Origin of the sequence: Curtobacterium sp. C2H10, from assembly GCF_025407985.1 — a bacterium.
Lineage (GTDB): Bacteria > Actinomycetota > Actinomycetes > Actinomycetales > Microbacteriaceae > Curtobacterium.
On record NZ_JABXGF010000002.1, the window covers coordinates 125311 to 142831 of the forward strand.

A 17521-nucleotide genomic window follows, 5' to 3' on the forward strand; every position below is an offset into this window, starting at 1 on the left:
CCGGGATGACCGCTCGCACGCTGAGCGCCGCTGTGTCCCACGTCGGACGCATCCGCGCGAACAACCAGGACTCCGGCTACGCCGGACAGCACCTGTTCGCGGTGGCCGACGGCATGGGCGGACACGCGGGCGGTGACGTCGCCTCGGCGATCGCGATCCGCCGCATCCGGGAGGTCGACCGCGAGTTCCCGTCGGCGCACGACGCCGAGTTCGCACTGCAGTCGGCGCTGATCGCGGCGAACCAGCTCATCACCGAGACGGTGTTCGAGCACCAGGAGCTCACCGGCATGGGCACCACGGTGTCCGCGATGATCCGGGTCGGCGAACAGATCGCCATCGCGCACATCGGCGACTCGCGCATCTACCGGCACCGCGACGGCGAGCTCCAGCAGATCACGTCCGACCACACCTTCGTGCAGCGGCTCGTGGACAGCGGCCGGATCACGCCTGAAGAGGCCGCGGTGCACCCGCGACGCTCCGTCCTCATGCGGGTGCTCGGCGACGTCGACGCCGCGCCGGAGGTCGACACCGCCATCATGGACATCCAGCCGGGCGACCGCTGGCTGCTCTGCTCCGACGGACTCTCGTCGTACCTGGCCGAAGAGCGCATCCGGCACGCGCTCGCGTCGAACATGGACGCGAACCAGGTCACGCAGCGCCTCGTGAAGGAGACGCTCGACCACGGCGCTCCCGACAACGTGACGGTCGTCGTGATGGACGTCACCGACACCGAGCCCGATGACGACGACGATGCGGCCACCACGGTCGGCTCCGCGGCGGCACCGCTCACGTTCGAGGCGTCGACCGGCCGCAAGCCGATCCGCCTCCCCACGATCCTGCTCCACCCGCTCAAGGTCACGACCGCCCCCGAGGACTCGCACTTCGAGCCCGAGTCCGACCAGTTCTTCGCCGAGCTCATCGCCGAGGACCGCCGTCGCCGGATCCGCCGTCGTGTCTCGTGGACCATCGCGCTCATCGTGGCCGTCGCTGCACTCGTCGGCGCCGTCTTCCTCGGCTGGCGGATCATCCAGGACCACTACTACGTGGGGACCGACCGCGGCACCGTCGCGATCTACAAGGGCGTGCAGCAGTCGATCGGGCCGATCGCGCTGTCCGACGTCTACGAGGACACCGACATCTCGGTGTCCGGGTTGCCGGAGTACACCCGCGAGAACGTCCGCTCGACGATCAACGCGCAGTCGCTCGACGACGCCCGTGACATCGTCGACCGGCTGCGGAAGGCCGCCGAGACCGGGCAGGACCAGGCGGGCACCGGCGGAGACGGCGGATCGCCGTCCCCGACGCCCTCCTCGTCCCCGACGAAGTCGCCGTCACCGTCACCAGGGGCGAAGCGATGAGCAGCGCCACCGCCCAGTCCTTCACGCAGGCGATCACGATCAAGCTGCGAGAACCCGCCCGCGCCCGCAACCTCGAGCTCGTGCTGCTCGTCATCGCGTGCGGCATCTGCGCCGGCGCGATGGTCCTCGTGCAGCTCGGCACGAAGGGCAAGCTGTTCGACACCTCGGTGCTCTGGGTCGGCGCCGGCATCCTCGGGCTCGCGCTCGTGATGCACGTCGTGCTGCGCATCGTCGCGAAGAACGCCGACCCGTTCATCCTGCCGGTCGCACTCGTGCTGAACGGCATCGGGATCGCCGAGATCTACCGCATCGACGTCCACAACGGCCTGACCGGCTGGGGCGCGATCGGCGTGAAGCAGATCGTCTGGACGATGCTCGCGATGGTCCTGGCGATCATCACGGTCTCCGTCGTCCGGAACCACCGGTTCCTGCAGCGGTACCGCTACATCTTCATGTTCCTGACGATCGCGCTGCTGCTGCTGCCGATGCTGCCGGGCATCGGACTCAACGTGAACGGCGCGCGGGTCTGGATCAAGCTCGGCTCGTTCACCTTCCAGCCGGGCGAGCTCGCCAAGATCACGATGGCGCTGTTCTTCGCCGGCTACCTCGTCACCGCACGGGACTCGCTGTCGATCGTCGGCCGGAAGTTCCTCGGCATGACGTTCCCGCGGGCGCGCGACCTCGGGCCGATCCTCGTGATGTGGGCCGCGGCCATGGGCGTCCTGGTCTTCCAGCGCGACCTCGGCACCGCACTGCTCTACTTCGGCCTGTTCCTCGTGATGATCTACGTCGCGACGGCGCGGCTGAGCTGGGTCCTCATCGGGCTGGTGCTGTTCGTCGGCGGCGCGCTCGTCGCGCAGTCCGTGCTCGTCTACGTGCACGGCCGGTTCGAGCAGTGGCTCGACCCGTTCAACCAGGAGATCTTCACCAGGCAGACCCAGGGCAGCTACCAGCTCGTGCAGGGCCTGTTCGGCTTCGCGAACGGCGGGATCACGGGCACCGGTCTCGGCCAGGGGCGTCCGTACATCACCCCGGTCGCCAACGCGGACTACATCATCGCCTCCCTGGGTGAGGAACTCGGCCTGATCGGCGTCTTCGCGATCCTCGCCCTGTTCATCATCCTGGCGTCCCGAGGCCTCCGCGTCGGGTTCATGGCGCAGGACGACTTCGGCAAGCTGCTCGGAGTGGGCTTCGGCTTCATCATCGCGCTGCAGGTGTTCGTCGTCGTCGGCGGCATCACCCGGGTCATCCCGGTCACCGGCCTCACGACGCCGTTCATGGCGGCCGGTGGTTCGTCCCTCGTCGCCAACTGGATCATCGCCGCGATGCTGCTGCGCCTGACCGATGCAATCCCCGCCGAACAGCGCGTGCAGCAGGGTGCGATCCCGGCTGCTCGTGGTCGCGGGACGACCAGGAAGGAGCGCAGCCGGTGAACCGACAGCTCCGCGGTGTCTCGACCGTCATCGTGCTCATGTTCGTCGCACTCTTCGTGTCGACGACCTCCATCCAGTTCTTCTCGGCCGACTCCCTCCGCGCGGACTCGCGGAACTCCCGGACGATCCTCGCCAGCTACTCCACGAAGCGCGGCGCGATCCTCGTCAACGGCAGTCCCATCGCCGAGTCGACCCCGGTGGACGACCAGTACCAGTACCAGCGGAAGTACACGAACGGCGACCTGTACTCGGCCGTCACCGGGTACTTCACGATCGGCCAGGGCAACTCCGGCATCGAGGGCGCCGAGAACACCGTGCTCTCCGGCAACTCCGACGCCTCGTTCTTCCAGAACCTCAACGCGATCCTGACCGGCCAGGACGTCCAGGGCGACAACGTCAACCTGACGATCGACCCCGACGTCCAGAAGGCCGCGTACGACGCACTGGGCGACAACACCGGCGCCGTCGTCGCGATCCAGCCGAAGACCGGCAAGATCCTCGCGATGGTGTCGAAGCAGAGCTACGACCCGAACACGCTGACGTCGCACGACACGCAGAACGTCATCGACCAGTACAAGGCGCTCGAGTCGAACGCCGCGAAGCCCCTGCAGAACCGGGCCATCGGCGGCGACCTGTACACGCCCGGCTCGGTCTTCAAGCTCGTCGTGGCGTCCGCGGCGCTCGAGGGCGGCAAGTACAACCTCGACTCCGAGTTCCCGAACCCGTCGCGGCTGCAGCTGCCCGGGACGAGCACGTACATCAACAACGCCGAGGGCGGCTCGTGCGGCGGCGGCGACAAGGTCAAGCTGCGCACCGCGATCCAGTACTCGTGCAACATCCCCTTCGCGGAGCTCGGCCAGAAGCTCGGCTACGACGCGATCAAGAGCATGGCCGACAAGTACGGCTTCGGCGACGCGATCGAGGTCCCGATGCGCGCCACCGCCAGCCAGTACCCCGACGTCAGCGACGACACCGCGCAGCTCATGCTGAGCTCGTTCGGCCAGGCCAGCGTCCGCGTGTCCCCGCTGCAGATGGCCATGGTCTCCGCCGGCATCGCGAACGGCGGCAAGGTCATGCAGCCCTCGCTCGTCGACTCGATCACGACGAGCGACCTGAAGACCGTCGAGTCCTTCTCCCCGAAGCAGTACAGCGACCCGCTCTCGGCCTCCGAATCGAGTGACCTCACCGAGGCCATGCAGAGCGTCGTCAGCTCGGGGACCGGCACCAATGCCAAGATCGACGGTGTCGACGTCGCAGGGAAGACGGGCACGGCCGAAGGTGGCACGGGCGATCCCTACACACTCTGGTTCACGGGCTTCGCCCCGGCGAAGGACCCGGAGGTGGCCGTCGCGGTCGTCGTCGGGAACGGCGGCGGACTCGGGCAGTCCGGAGTCGGCAACACGGTCGCGGCCCCGGTCGCGAAGAAAGTCATGGAGGCGGTGCTGAACAAATGAGACCCACCAGCGGACTCACCTTCGGTGGGCGGTACCAACTCTCGTCCCGCGTCGCCATCGGCGGCATGGGAGAGGTGTGGCAGGCCACCGACCTCGTCATCGGCCGGACCGTCGCACTCAAGATCCTCAAGGACGAGTACCTCGGCGACCCGGGCTTCCTCGAGCGCTTCCGCGCCGAGGCCCGTCACGCTGCGCTCGTCAACCACGAGGGCATCGCCAACGTGTTCGACTACGGCGAGGAGGACGGCAGCGCCTACCTCGTGATGGAGCTCGTCCCCGGCGAGGCGCTCTCGACCATGATCGAGCGGGAGCACACGCTGCCGGTCGACAAGGTCCTCGACATCGTCGCGCAGACCGCGAACGCCCTGCAGGCCGCGCACGCCGTCGGGCTCGTGCACCGCGACATCAAGCCGGGCAACCTGCTCATCACGCCGGACGGCCGCGTCAAGATCACCGACTTCGGCATCGCGCGCATCGCCGACCAGGTGCCGCTCACCGCGACCGGACAGGTCATGGGCACCGTCCAGTACCTCTCGCCGGAGCAGGCGAGTGGGCACCCGGCGTCGCCGTCGACCGACATCTACTCGCTCGGCATCGTCGCGTACGAGTGCCTGGCGGGCCGTCGCCCGTTCACGGGCGAGTCGCAGGTCGCGATCGCCATGGCGCACATCAACGAGCAGCCGCCGGCGCTCCCCGGGGACATCCCGGAGCCGGTGTCCGCCCTCGTGATGTCGTGCATCGCCAAGAAGCCGGCCGACCGTCCGGCGACGGCGGCGAACCTGGCCCGTGCGGCGCAGGCGCTCCGCCGTGGGGACGTCGCGGCCGCCACCGTCGCCGTCCCGGCCATCGCCGCCGGCGGCACGGTGGCGTTCAACCCGCCGCAGACGCCGGGGAACGACGCCGCGACGGCGCTCATCGGCACCCAGGCCGGTGCGGTCGCGGGCGGTCCGGGCACCCCGGGCTCGCCGGTCGACGGCGAGGACGAGGAACCGAAGAAGAAGCGCGCCTGGATCTGGTGGGTCGTGGGCATCGTCGCGGTGCTCATCATCGCCGGTGTCGTCGGCGCGTTCGCCCTGAACAGCAACGGTCAGCCGGAGCCGACCAAGTCCGCGACGACGCGCAGCGCGACGCCGAAGCCGTCCAACACCCCGACGCCGTCTCCGACCGAGACGCGCGTGACCGTGAACTCGGCGGACTTCGTCGGGCTGTCGGTCGCCGACGCGCAGGCCAAGCTCGAGGCGCTGAACCTCACCTCCCGCGTCGAGGACGGCGACCCCGCCCCGAAGCCCGAGCAGGCGAACACCGTCCAGTCGATCAGCCCCACCGGCAGCCTGGCGCCCGGCTCGCTCGTCGTGCTGCAGCAGTACACGGCGCAGCCGACGGTCAACCAGCCGAACTCGGCGTCCCCGGGTGCGGTGTCCGCCGACGGCGTGGTGACCTTCAGCTGGGCGGCGGCGACGTGCCCGACCGGGTACACCGTGTCGTCGTACGCGTACACGATCACCGGCGGCAAGGACGCCTCGAGCCAGACCTCGGGCACCCTCGACGCCGACCACCGATCGGTCACCGTGCAGATCGACAAGATCGACACCTCGGCCTCGCTGAGCTACACCGTGACGTGCGGCAACCTCGCGGCGTCGGCTGCGTCCGAGGCCGCGTCGAGTGACGCCTGGCAGGCCACGGACGAGCCGACGACCGACCCGACCGACGGCAACAACCCGAGCGCTGGCCCGCAGGACGGCAACTGACCGACCCCCGGACGGGGGCTCGCGACACCGTTGCGTAACGGTTCGGTCGAGCCCCCCGTCACCAGCCTCTCACCAGCGAAGCCTGCCGTACACTTGCCCGGACGGACATTCGGAGGAGTACGTGCCAGAAGGTGTGACCGCGGGGATCACCCTCCTCGCCAACCGCTACGAGATCGGTGACGTCATCGGTCGGGGCGGCATGGCCACTGTGCATCTGGGCAACGACACCCGGCTCGGACGCAAGGTGGCAGTGAAGCTGCTGAAGCCCAGCCTCGCCAACGACCCGGCGTTCCGCACGCGCTTCCGCCAGGAAGCCCAGGCGGCCGCCCGCATGGCCCACCCCACCATCGTCCGCGTCTACGACGCCGGCGAAGAGACCGTCACCGAGACCTCCGGTGCCGAGGTGCAGGTGCCCTTCATCGTCATGGAGTACGTCGAGGGCCGTCCGCTCTCCGACATCATCGGCGAGGGCCCGGTCGCCCCGGACGAAGCCGTGCGCATCACCGAGGGCATCCTCACCGCGCTCGAGTACTCCCACCGTGCCGGCGTCGTGCACCGCGACATCAAGCCCGCGAACGTCATGGTGACGCACTCCGGCCAGGTGAAGGTCATGGACTTCGGCATCGCCCGCGCCATCACCGACACCTCCGCGACGGTCGCCCAGACGACCTCGATCCTCGGTACCGCGTCGTACTTCTCCCCGGAACAGGCCCGCGGCGAGACCGTCGACGCCCGTACCGACGTCTACTCCACCGGTGTCGTGTTCTTCGAGCTGCTCACCGGCCGCCCGCCGTTCCTCGGCGACACCCCCGTCGCCGTCGCGTACCAGCACGTCAGCGAACAGCCCGTCGCGCCGTCGTCCCTCACGCCCGAGGTCTCGCCGGCGCTCGACGCGGTCACGCTGCACGCCCTGGTGAAGGACCGCACGCGCCGCTACCAGAACGCGGCGGAGTTCCGGACGGAACTGCAGCAGGCCGCGGCGGGCAAGGTCCCCGCGTCGACCCGCAAGCTGCAGCAGCAGGCCGCCCACGACGCCTCGACCGTGCTGTTCGGGGTGAACCCCCGGACGACCTCGAACCCCGCGGTGGCCTTCCGCGAGCTCGACGACGACACCGCCGAGCACCGCCCGCAGCGCACCCAGAACCGGCCGCCCGTCGCCTGGATCTGGGTCGGCATCATCCTGACCGCGGCGGTCATCGTGGCGGTCGTGTTCTTCGTCGCGAACCTCGGTCCGGGCAAGCCTCCCGTCACGTCCTCGGTCAGCGTGCCGAACGTCGTCGGTGCGACCTACGACTCCGCGGCCTCCGCGCTCGGCAAGAAGGACCTCGTCCCCGTCAAGGTCGAGGAGAACTCCGACGACGTCGACCGGGGATCGGTCATCCGCACCGAGCCCGGCTCCGGCACGAACGTCGCGCGCAAGCAGAACGTCCGCGTGATCGTCTCGCTCGGCCCCGAACAGGTCGCCGTCCCGGACCTCGCGGGGCAGGCGCAGGACGCAGCGCAGAAGACCCTCGAGCAGGCGGGCTTCGCCGTCGGTGCGATCAACTCCGACTACTCGCCCGACGTGCCCGAGGGGACGGTCATGAGCACCGATCCGGCCGCCTCGTCGCAGCACGCCAAGGGCACGGTGGTGAACCTGACGGTGTCGAACGGCAAGGTCGAGTTGCCGAACGTCACCCAGCAGCCGTTCTCCACGGCGAACGCGACCCTCGCCCAGCTGGGGCTGAAGGTCACGCCGGCGCCGTCCTACTCGTGCATCGGCGGTACCGTGACGCAGCAGAGCGCCCCCGCCGGCGACATCGCGCAGGGCAGCACCGTGACGCTCACGTACTGCGCCGGCTCGGCGCAGCCCTCGCAGCCGCCAGCGACGGATGCACCCGCCGACGGTGGGAAAGACGGCGGCGACGACGGTCAGTGACTTGTCCGCGTCCTGACGGATGCTCCGCGGCGGGGGTGCGCCGCGCCTCCCGTCCGGCGTCGTGCCGGCCTGCCTTCCCGGAGGCGCGGCTCGACCCCGCCACGTCCCGACCGTCCCGCAGGGCGGTCGCGTCAGTGGCCCGCCGCTGTCAGGCCCGGTGAGCCGCGATGAGCGGGTTCAGGCCCGCAGCGCGTTCCGCTGCACCGGCGAGGCCGGTCGTCTCGAGCCAGTTGCCGACCATCCGGTAGCCGCCCTCGGTGAGGACCGACTCCGGGTGGAACTGCACGCCGTACACGGGGTGCTCGCGGTGCTGCACGCCCATGATGACGCCGCCACCGGTCCGGGCCGTCACGGTGAGCTCGTCGGGGACCGTGCCGTCGACGATCGCGAGCGAGTGGTACCGCGTCGCCGTGAAGGGATGCGGGACGCCCGCGAAGAGGGGGCTGTCGTCGTGGTCGACCTGCGAGGTCTTGCCGTGCATGAGTTCCTCGGCGTGGGTGACCGTCGCACCGAGCGCCTCGGCGATGGCCTGGTGGCCGAGGCACACACCGAGCAGGGGCTTGTCCGCGGCGATGGCGGCGTGCACGGTCTCGACGGAGACGCCGGCGTCCGCGGGCGTCCCGGGGCCGGGAGACAGGAGCACACCGTCGTACTCGGCGATGCGGTCGGCGATCTCGGACGCGGGGAAGGCGTCGTTCCGGACCACGTCGGTCTCCGCCCCGAGCTGCTGCACGTAGCCGTTCAGCGTGTAGACGAAGCTGTCGTAGTTGTCGACGACGAGGATCTTGGTCATGGTCGGTTCACCGTACTCGTGGGGGATGTGTGAGGCGGGCTGAGAGGCTTCCCACACCCGCGGTCACGGTAGGATACCGGCCATGGCCAAGGACAAGGACCGCACCAAGCCCGCCCGGACGACCCGAGCCGACTCGGTCGACACCGCGGGGGACCAGCCGAACCCCGTGTGGTTCAAGCCGGTCATGTTCGGTTTCATGCTCATCGGCCTCGCCTGGGTGATCGTCTTCTACATCTCGAACACGACCCTGCCGGTGCCGTCCCTCGGTTCGTGGAACATCCTCATCGGCTTCGGCATCATGTTCGTCGGCTTCCTGATGACCACGCGCTGGCGGTAGCACCCCGGCCACACACCTCTCGACGCCCGTCGCACCTGCTGGTGCGGCGGGCGTCGTCGTTCGTGCCGTTGTCCACAGTGAACTCGCCCCGCCGTGGCCCTTGTCCCCACCTCCGCGCGCGTTCTCCACAGTTCTCCACACTCTCCACACACCCATCCACACCCCCGTCCCGGAGTTATCCACAGCGGACTCCACAGTGGGGATAATCACATGCGTGTAACTCACCGCGTTCTCCACAGCTGTGGACAACTCAGTCGTGCACGTGTGGAAAAGCCCCCGGGGACGCACGAACGCCCCGCCGCTGAGCGACGGGGCGTCCGGTGGTGCTGCTGTGCGGCTGTGCGGCTGTCAGCCGATCGTCACCGCGTACCCGACGGCGGTCAAGGCGATGCCCACGACCGCGGCGGCCACGAGCAGTGCGATCTGCAGCGGACGCTGGCGGATGTTGCGGGTCCGTGCGAACACGAAACCGACCACGAAGCCGCCGATGATCCCGCCGACGTGCGCCTGCCACGAGATGTTCGTGCCCGGCAGGAACCCCACGACGAGGTTGAGTCCCATGATGACCAGCAGCTGCACGGCGTTGTTGCCGAGACTGCGCTGCAGGACGAAGAACGCCGCGAACAGCCCGAAGATCGCGCCGGACGCTCCGACCACCCACGTGCCGGGGGCCAGGAACGTCACGAGCATCGACCCGAAGATCCCGGTGATGAAGTAGAGCGCCAGGAACCGCCACGCCCCGAGCATGTTCTCGAGCATCCGGCCGAAGATCCACAGCGCCCACATGTTGAACAGGATGTGGAAGAGGCCCGAGTGCACGAAGAGCACCGTCACCGCTCGCCACGGCTGCGAGGGCAGGAGCAGCGAGTTGTAGGCGAACAGGTTCGTGAAGAACCCGCCCGAGACCTGGTCGAGCAACCAGATCGCGACCGAGACGGCGACGATCACGACCGTCGCCTTCTGGTCAAGCATGGCGAAGCGCCTCCGGGCGACCGTCAGCCCGCTGGGGCCTCCGGACGCCCGACGGTTCGCCTGGAACTGCGCACGCTGCTCGCGCACGCACTCAGGGCAGTGCACCCCGACCGCCGCCGGCGTCTGGCACTCCGGGCAGATCGTCCGCCCGCAGCGCTGGCAGAGCACGAAGCTCTGCCGGTCCGGATGCCGGTAGCAGGTGTTGTTCGGGTTGTACGCCTGATCGGTCACGTGGTGGCTCAGACGTCCTCGACGTCGATGCTCTGGATGACGACGTCCTCGAGCGGCTTGTCACGGCCGTCGGTCGCCACACCCTCGATCGCGTCGACGACCGCGCGGGACTCGTCGTCCGCGACCTCGCCGAAGATGGTGTGCTTGCCCTGCAGCCACGGCGTCGCCACCGTGGTGATGAAGAACTGCGAGCCGTTGGTGCCGCGGCCGCCCTGGATGCCGGCGTTCGCCATGGCGAAGATGTACGGGTTCTGGAAGGTGAGCTCCGGGTGGATCTCGTCGTCGAAGCGGTAGCCCGGTCCGCCGATGCCCTGACCGAGCGGGTCGCCGCCCTGGATCATGAAGTCCTTGATGATGCGGTGGAAGACGACACCGTCGTACAGCTTGTCGGTCGAGACCTTGCCGGTGCCGGGGTGGGTCCACTCCTGCTTGCCCGTCGCGAGGTCGACGAAGTTCTTGACGGTCTTCGGAGCGTGGTTGCCGAACAGGTTGACGCGGATGTCGCCCTTGTTCGTGTGGATCGTTGCGACAGCGGTGTGCAGAGACATGTTCCGATTCTCGCATGTACTGCTGACGGTCAGACGGATCACACAGGTGAGGCTCCGTGACCTGTCAGGCACTGCGGTGGCAGGATGGGGTCACGCCGTTCCGATGGAGGTACCAGATGACGACGATCGAGATCCCGCGCAAGCGCCGGAAGCAGATCAAGAAGCTCAAGGGCCAGACCGCCTCGCTCCTCGGCGAGCAGCGCAAGGTCCTCGAGCACGCGAACGCGATCCTTGCGGAGGCGCGGTCCCACGCCGTGGACACCGCTCGCAAGGACATCGCTCCGCGAGTGCAGAACGCGATCGACAACGGCATCCGTCCGGCTGTCGCCACGGGGGTGCACGCTGCCACGAGTGCAGCGCAGAATGCTTCGCACCGCTTCCAGTCCGAGGTCGTCCCCGGACTCGTCGCGACGGCGGGCTCGGTCCTCAGCGTGGGTGACCTCGCGAAGGACCCCCGCGTCAAGAAGATCGTGAAGAACGCCCAGAAGAAGGGCAAGAAGGCCAAGAAGGCTGCGGAGAAGTACGTGCCGCACCAGAAGAAGGGCATCGGCTTCGGCGGTGTCGCGCTGATCGTGGTCGGTGTCGTGGCCGTGGCGGGCGCCGCCTACGCCGCGTACCAGACGCTCCGCGCGGACGACGACCTGTGGGTCGCCGACGACGCTGACACGGCGGAGAAGCCTGCCGTCTGACCTCCCGGTTCGCACGAAGGGCCCCGGCACGCGCCGGGGCCCTTCGTCGTCCGTGGGCCAGCGGCTCGAGGGCTTGGCCGGAGCGGCGAGCGGGCAGAATACGTCCCGTTCACCGCGCCGAAGCGGCCGTTCGTGCCCGCTCGACGCCCGACGCACGGCATGTCGTGCCCACTCGCCGGCCCGGCGTCGGCCCGGCGATGGACGGGAGGGGCGGGTCGGCCCCGCCCCGCGCCTCCCGTCCGCCGTCGCGTTCGGCCCACCCCGCCACGCGGCGAGGTCGCACGACCCGCCACGCACGTCCACCGGGGTCCACCCGGAGCCGTGTCGCGGTCGCACGACGCGCCGCTCACGTCCACCGAGGTCCCGCAAACGGCCGCCAAGCCGGCGCGAGATGCCACAATCGGCACACCTCGAGCCCGAAACCGACCGGTCCCACGACGCGAGAACGTCGCGCAACGGAACCGATCGCGGAGCGGCGCGCCGAAGGCGCCGACGAACACGACGACCGAGCGAGGCGAGGAACGAGCGGAGCATCGCTCACGCCGAGGGAGTGGAGCCTGGGAGAATCGAACTCCCGACATCCTGCTTGCAAAGCAGGCGCTCTACCAACTGAGCTAAGGCCCCGTGACACCCATCGTACGGAGTGTCGGAGGAAGTGGTGGGGCTACAAGGACTTGAACCTTGGACCTCTTCGTTATCAGCGAAGCGCTCTAACCGCCTGAGCTATAGCCCCTCAGACCGGATGAAAGCCTACCGTACGGATCTCGCAGAACGAAATCGAGACGGTCGGCCCATCCGGCCCGGGTGTGTCAGTTGTTCGTGAAGCCGACGAGCAAGCCGCCGGTGATCCGCACACTGAGGTTGTAGAGGACACTCACGATGGCGCCGAGCACCGTGCCGACGACCACGTTGAGGATGCCCACGACGATGGAGAACCCGAGCACCTGACCCAGCGAGAACTGGTCCATGATCGAGTAGTTGTTCTGCCCGGTGACGTCCTTCAGTAGGGCGTCGATCTGGGTGAAGACACCGGTCTGGTTCAGGATGACCCACACCAGCGCGGTGGCGACGACGATCACGATCGAGCCGGCCAGGGCGATGAGGAAGCTGAGCTTCACCATCGACCAGAAGTCGACGTACACGAGCCGCAGTCGCACCTGACGGGTGCCGACGGGCCGCTTCGCCTTCTTCTGGAGCTTCTCGGCGACACTACTCATTGCTTGACTGGTCCTCTCCGGCCACGGTGTCCGTGGGCACTGTGTCGGCGGGGTCGGCGGCCGCTTCGTCCGGGCTGACCGTCTCCACCGGGCCCGCAGGCTCGATCTCGGCGTCGTCCTGGTCGTCCAGGTTCCGCTCTGTGTTCCGGGCCACCGCGATGATCCGGTCGTTCTCCGCGAACCTCGCGAAGACCACACCCATCGTGTCGCGACCCTTGGCGGGCACCTCGGCCACGGCAGACCTTACCACCTTGCCTGATTGCAGCACGACGAGCACCTCGTCGTCCTCGCCCACGATGAGAGCACCCACAAGGTCGCCCCGGTCAGCGGCCAGCTTGGCCACCTTGATGCCGAGACCACCACGGCCCTGCACGCGGTACTGGTCGACCGACGTGCGCTTGGCGTAGCCGCCCTCGGTCATGACCCACACGTAGCCGTCGTCCGAGACGACCCGGGCTGCGAGCAGCGAGTCGTCGTCGCGGAAGGACATGCCCTTCACGCCGGAGGTCGATCGACCCATCGGGCGCAGGGTGTCGTTCGTCGCGGTGAAGCGCAGGGACATGCCGTGCTTCGACACGAGCAGGAGGTCGTCGTGCTCGTCGACGAGGAGTGCCTGCACCAGGGTGTCGCCGTCGCGCAGGTTGATCGCGATGATGCCACCGGTGCGGTTCGTGTCGTACTCGGTGAGCGGGGTCTTCTTCACGAGACCGTGCGCCGTGGCGAGCACGAGGTACTGCGCCGCCTCGTAGTCGCGGATGTCGAGCACCTGCTGGATCTGCTCGTCCGGCTGCATGGCGAGCAGGTTCGCCACGTGCTGACCCTTGGCGTCGCGGCTGGCCTCCTGCAGCTCGTAGGCCTTGGCACGGTAGACCCGCCCCTTGTCCGTGAGGAAGAGGAGCCAGTGGTGCGTCGTCGTCACGAAGAAGTGCTCGACGATGTCGTCGGCGCGCAGCTGCGCACCCTTCACCCCGCGGCCGCCGCGGTGCTGCGAGCGGTAGTTGTCGCTGCGCGTCCGCTTGACGTACCCGCCGCGGGTGATGGTGACGACCATCTCCTCTTCGGGGATGAGGTCCTCGATGGACATGTCGCCGTCGAAGCCGAGCAGGATCTCGCTGCGGCGGTCGTCGCCGAACCGCTCGACGATCTCCTCGAGCTCGTCGCCGATGATCGTGCGCTGACGGGTCTCCGACGCCAGGATGTCCTGGAAGTCGGCGATCTTGCGCTCGAGCTCCTCGGCCTCGTCGTGGATCTTCTGCCGCTCGAGGGCGGCGAGACGACGGAGCTGGAGCTCGAGGATCGCGCGCGCCTGGATCTCGTCGACGGACAGCAGGTCCATCAGACCGGTGCGGGCCTCTTCGACGTCGGGCGACCGGCGGATGAGCGCGATGACCTCGTCGAGGGCGTCGAGCGCGGCCAGGTAGCCACGGAGGATGTGGGCGCGCTTCTCGGCCTCGCGCAGCCGGAACTGGGTGCGGCGGACGATGACGTCGATCTGGTGGTCGACCCACGCCGAGATGAACCCGTCGAGCGCGAGGGTGCGGGGCACGCCGTCGACGATCGCGAGCATGTTCGCGCCGAAGTTCTCCTGCAGCTGCGTGTGCTTGTACAGGTTGTTGAGGACGACCTTGGCGACGGCGTCGCGCTTGAGCACGATGACGAGACGCTGACCGGTACGACCCGAGGTCTCGTCGCGGATGTCCGCGATGCCGGCGAGCTTGCCGTCCTTCACACCCTCGGCGATGCGGATCGCGAGGTTGTCGGGGTTCACCTGGTACGGGAGCTCGGTGACGACGAGGCAGGTGCGGCCCTGGATCTCCTCGACGTTGACGACCGCACGCATCGTGATCGAGCCACGACCGGTGCGGTAGGCGTCCTGGATGCCCTTCGTGCCGAGGATCTGCGCCCCGGTCGGGAAGTCCGGGCCCTTGATCCGCTGCATGAGCGCGCCGAGGAGCTCTTCAAGCGTGGCGTCGGGGTGCTCGAGCGCCCACTTGGCGCCCGCAGCGACCTCGCGCAGGTTGTGCGGCGGGATGTTCGTCGCCATGCCGACCGCGATGCCGACGGAGCCGTTGACCAGCAGGTTCGGGAACCGTGCCGGCAGGATCGCGGGCTCCTGCGTGCGACCGTCGTAGTTGTCCTGGAAGTCGACGGTGTCCTCGTCGATGTCCCGGACCATCTCCATGGCGAGCGGCGCCATCTTGGTCTCGGTGTACCGCGGGGCAGCGGCGCCGTCGTTGCCCGGGGAACCGAAGTTGCCCTGGCCGAGCGCGAGCGGGTACCGGAGCGACCACGGCTGCACCAGGCGGACGAGGGCGTCGTAGATCGCGCTGTCACCGTGCGGGTGGAACTGCCCCATGACGTCGCCGACGACGCGCGAGCACTTCGAGAAGGCCCGGTCGGGACGGTAGCCGCCGTCGAACATCGCGTAGATCACGCGGCGGTGCACCGGCTTCAGTCCGTCACGGACCTCGGGCAGGGCACGACCGACGATGACGCTCATCGCGTAGTCGAGGTACGAGCGCTGCATCTCGAGCTGCAGGTCGACCTGCGAGATGCGGTCACCGGAGACGACGATGTCCCCGCTGTCGCCGTGGACGATCTCGGGCTGCTCGTCGGCGCCGTTCTCGTTGTCGTCAGCCATGTGGCTTCGTTCCCTTTCTGGACAGCCTGGAGGCTGTGGTTCCGTCAGTCGCGCCGGGCGCGACCACAGGTGGTCAGGACTGGTCCGCGCGACTCACGCCGCGCCTCCAGGCCAGGATCAGATGTCCAAGAACCGGACGTCCTTCGCGTTCTGCTGGATGAACTGGCGACGGGACTCGACGTCCTCCCCCATCAGCGTCGCGAAGACGCTGTCCACCGCGGCGGCGTCCTCGAGCGTGACCTGCAGGAGCGTCCGGGTGTCCGGGTTCATCGTGGTGTCCCACAGCTCCTTGTAGTCCATCTCGCCGAGACCCTTGTAGCGCTGGATCCCGTTGTCCTTCGGGATGCGCTTGCCGGCGGCGAGGCCGGCCTGCATCAGGGCGTCGCGCTCCCGGTCGCTGAACACGTACTCGTGCGCCGAGTTCGACCACTTCAGGCGGTAGAGCGGCGGCTGCGCGAGGTACACGTAGCCGCGCTCGATGAGCGGCCGCATGTAGCGGAACAGCAGGGTGAGGAGCAGGGTCGTTATGTGCTGGCCGTCGACGTCGGCATCGGCCATCAGCACGATCTTGTGGTACCGGGCCTTGTCCGGGTCGAAGTCCTCGCCGATGCCGGCGCCGAACGCCGTGATCATCGACTGGATCTCCTGGTTGGCCAGGGCACGGTCGAGGCGGGCCTTCTCGACGTTGAGGATCTTGCCGCGCAACGGCAGGATCGCCTGCGTCATCGGGTTGCGACCCTGCACGGCGGAACCACCGGCGGAGTCACCCTCGACCATGAAGATCTCGGAGACCGTCGGGTCCTTCGACTGGCAGTCCTTGAGCTTGCCGGGCATGCCGCCCGACTCGAGGAGGCCCTTGCGACGGGTGGTCTCGCGTGCCTTGCGTGCAGCGAGACGGGCCTGCGAGGCCTGGATCGCCTTGCGCACGACGTCGCGGGCCTGCGTCGGGTTGCTCTCGAACCAGTGGGTGAGCTCGGTGCCGACGACGCGCTGGACGAAGCCCTTCGCCTCGGTGTTGCCGAGCTTGGTCTTCGTCTGCCCCTCGAACTGCGGTTCGCCGAGCTTCACGGAGATGACGGCCGTCAGCCCTTCGCGGATGTCGTCACCCGTGAGGTTGTCGTCCTTCTCCTTGATGATCTTCGCCTCGCGCGCGTACTTGTTGACCAGGTACGTCAGCGCCGCGCGGAAGCCCTCTTCGTGGGTGCCGCCCTCGTGCGTGTTGATCGTGTTCGCGAAGGTGTGGACGCTCTCCTGGTAGGAGGTGTTCCACTGCATCGCGACCTCGAGCGCGATCTTGCGCTCCGGGTCCTCGGCCTCGAAGCCGATGACGTCCGGGTGCACCAGGTCGGCCTTCTTCTGGGCGTTGAGGTACTCGACGTAGTCGGCGAGGCCGCGCTCGTAGAGGAAGGAGTCGTGCCGTGCCTCTTCACCCTCGGCCGGGGTGCGCTCGTCGGTCAGGGTGATCCGCAGGCCCTTGTTGAGGAAGGCCATCTGCTGGAAGCGCGTGCGCAGGGTCTCGTAGTCGAAGACGACGGTCTCGAAGATGTCGGCGTTCGGCCAGAAGGTGATCGTGGTGCCGTGGCCGTCGTCTTCCTCGTCCTTCGACAGGGGCGCGACCGGGACGCCGTCGGTGTAGCTCTGGCGCCAGACGTGGCCCTGCTGGCGGACCTCGACGTCGAGCTCGGAGCTCAGCGCGTTGACGACCGACGAACCGACGCCGTGCAGACCACCGGACACCGCGTACGCGCCGCCGCCGAACTTGCCGCCGGCGTGCAGGACGGTGAGCACGACCTGGACGGTCGAGACGCCCTCGGCAGCGTGGATCCCGACGGGGATGCCACGGCCGTTGTCGACCACGCGGACGCCGCCGTCTTCGCGGATGGTGACGTTGATCGTGTCGCAGTAGCCCGCGAGTGCTTCGTCGACGGAGTTGTCGACGATCTCCTGCACGAGGTGGTGCAGACCGCGGGGACCGGTCGACCCGATGTACATGCCCGGACGCTTCCGGACGGCTTCGAGTCCCTCGAGCACCTGGATCTGGTCTGCGCCGTACGCTGGATCGCTCTGCGGGGTCGCCTCGCCGGACGAGTTCTGTCGGTCGTCGTCAGATCCGGATGTCATTCGAAGGTGCTCCTGCCTGCGCGCGGAACACCCGCGCACTGCACCTCTCAGTCTACCGCAG

General features: G+C 68.5%; 13 protein-coding genes and 2 tRNA genes. 7 read left to right on the plus strand and 8 right to left on the minus strand.

Annotated features, from left to right (window positions below):
* The first annotated feature begins 5 nt into the window (after positions 1-5).
* The 5 genes from HWD93_RS01795 to pknB all read left to right on the plus strand — a co-directional run bounded on the left by HWD93_RS01795 (position 6) and on the right by pknB (position 7911).
* Entirely contained in the window at positions 6-1358 is a 1353-nt protein-coding gene (locus tag HWD93_RS01795; RefSeq protein ID WP_071294236.1) for a Stp1/IreP family PP2C-type Ser/Thr phosphatase, read from the plus strand.
* The gene (locus HWD93_RS01800; RefSeq protein WP_070417454.1) at positions 1355-2791 is read left to right on the plus strand and encodes an FtsW/RodA/SpoVE family cell cycle protein; all 1437 of its coding nucleotides are present in this window, start codon (positions 1355-1357) and stop codon (positions 2789-2791) included. The genes HWD93_RS01795 and HWD93_RS01800 overlap by 4 nt, the downstream gene beginning before the upstream one ends.
* The gene (locus tag HWD93_RS01805; protein WP_071294235.1) at positions 2788-4245 is read left to right on the plus strand and encodes a penicillin-binding protein 2; all 1458 of its coding nucleotides are present in this window, start codon (positions 2788-2790) and stop codon (positions 4243-4245) included. The genes HWD93_RS01800 and HWD93_RS01805 overlap by 4 nt, the downstream gene beginning before the upstream one ends.
* Positions 4242-5993 carry a protein kinase gene (locus tag HWD93_RS01810; RefSeq protein WP_071294234.1) on the plus strand — a complete coding sequence of 584 codons (1752 nt, stop codon included), beginning with the start codon at positions 4242-4244 and terminating at the stop codon, positions 5991-5993. The genes HWD93_RS01805 and HWD93_RS01810 overlap by 4 nt, the downstream gene beginning before the upstream one ends.
* A gap of 121 nt (positions 5994-6114) precedes the next feature.
* Positions 6115-7911: a Stk1 family PASTA domain-containing Ser/Thr kinase gene (gene pknB, locus HWD93_RS01815; RefSeq protein WP_261645865.1), complete on the plus strand. Its 1797-nt coding sequence runs from the start codon at positions 6115-6117 to the stop codon at positions 7909-7911.
* A 148-nt stretch (positions 7912-8059) separates the two neighbouring features.
* Here pknB and HWD93_RS01820 read toward each other — a convergent pair whose 3' ends face one another.
* Positions 8060-8704, minus strand: coding sequence for an aminodeoxychorismate/anthranilate synthase component II (locus HWD93_RS01820; protein ID WP_070417458.1), 645 nt, complete (start codon positions 8702-8704; stop codon positions 8060-8062).
* 82 nt (positions 8705-8786) lie between these two features.
* Here HWD93_RS01820 and HWD93_RS01825 point away from each other — a divergent pair, with 82 nt between their 5' ends.
* The gene (locus tag HWD93_RS01825; RefSeq protein WP_070417459.1) at positions 8787-9041 is read left to right on the plus strand and encodes a cell division protein CrgA; all 255 of its coding nucleotides are present in this window, start codon (positions 8787-8789) and stop codon (positions 9039-9041) included.
* A gap of 348 nt (positions 9042-9389) precedes the next feature.
* Here HWD93_RS01825 and HWD93_RS01830 read toward each other — a convergent pair whose 3' ends face one another.
* Both HWD93_RS01830 and HWD93_RS01835 read right to left on the minus strand, forming a co-directional pair.
* Positions 9390-10244, minus strand: a complete 855-nt coding sequence (locus tag HWD93_RS01830; protein WP_071294232.1) for a rhomboid family intramembrane serine protease — start codon at positions 10242-10244, stop codon at positions 9390-9392.
* Between the two features lie 8 nt (positions 10245-10252).
* Positions 10253-10792, minus strand: coding sequence for a peptidylprolyl isomerase (locus HWD93_RS01835; protein ID WP_070417461.1), 540 nt, complete (start codon positions 10790-10792; stop codon positions 10253-10255).
* A 116-nt stretch (positions 10793-10908) separates the two neighbouring features.
* On the opposite strand from HWD93_RS01835, the gene HWD93_RS01840 reads away from it, so the two are divergent.
* The gene (locus HWD93_RS01840; RefSeq protein ID WP_083403102.1) at positions 10909-11481 is read left to right on the plus strand and encodes a hypothetical protein; all 573 of its coding nucleotides are present in this window, start codon (positions 10909-10911) and stop codon (positions 11479-11481) included.
* Between the two features lie 551 nt (positions 11482-12032).
* Here the strand turns inward: HWD93_RS01840 and HWD93_RS01845 are convergent.
* The 5 genes from HWD93_RS01845 to gyrB all read right to left on the minus strand — a co-directional run bounded on the left by HWD93_RS01845 (position 12033) and on the right by gyrB (position 17460).
* Positions 12033-12105, minus strand: a tRNA-Ala gene (locus HWD93_RS01845).
* 32 nt (positions 12106-12137) lie between these two features.
* Positions 12138-12214 (minus strand) — tRNA-Ile (locus HWD93_RS01850).
* Between the two features lie 76 nt (positions 12215-12290).
* Entirely contained in the window at positions 12291-12698 is a 408-nt protein-coding gene (locus HWD93_RS01855) for a DUF3566 domain-containing protein (protein ID WP_070417462.1), read from the minus strand.
* On the minus strand, positions 12691-15339 hold the full coding sequence (gyrA, locus tag HWD93_RS01860; RefSeq protein WP_261645866.1) for a DNA gyrase subunit A: 2649 nt from the start codon (positions 15337-15339) through the stop codon (positions 12691-12693). The genes HWD93_RS01855 and gyrA overlap by 8 nt, the downstream gene beginning before the upstream one ends.
* A gap of 117 nt (positions 15340-15456) precedes the next feature.
* Positions 15457-17460: a DNA topoisomerase (ATP-hydrolyzing) subunit B gene (gyrB, locus tag HWD93_RS01865; protein WP_070417464.1), complete on the minus strand. Its 2004-nt coding sequence runs from the start codon at positions 17458-17460 to the stop codon at positions 15457-15459.
* Positions 17461-17521: the final 61 nt, after the last annotated feature.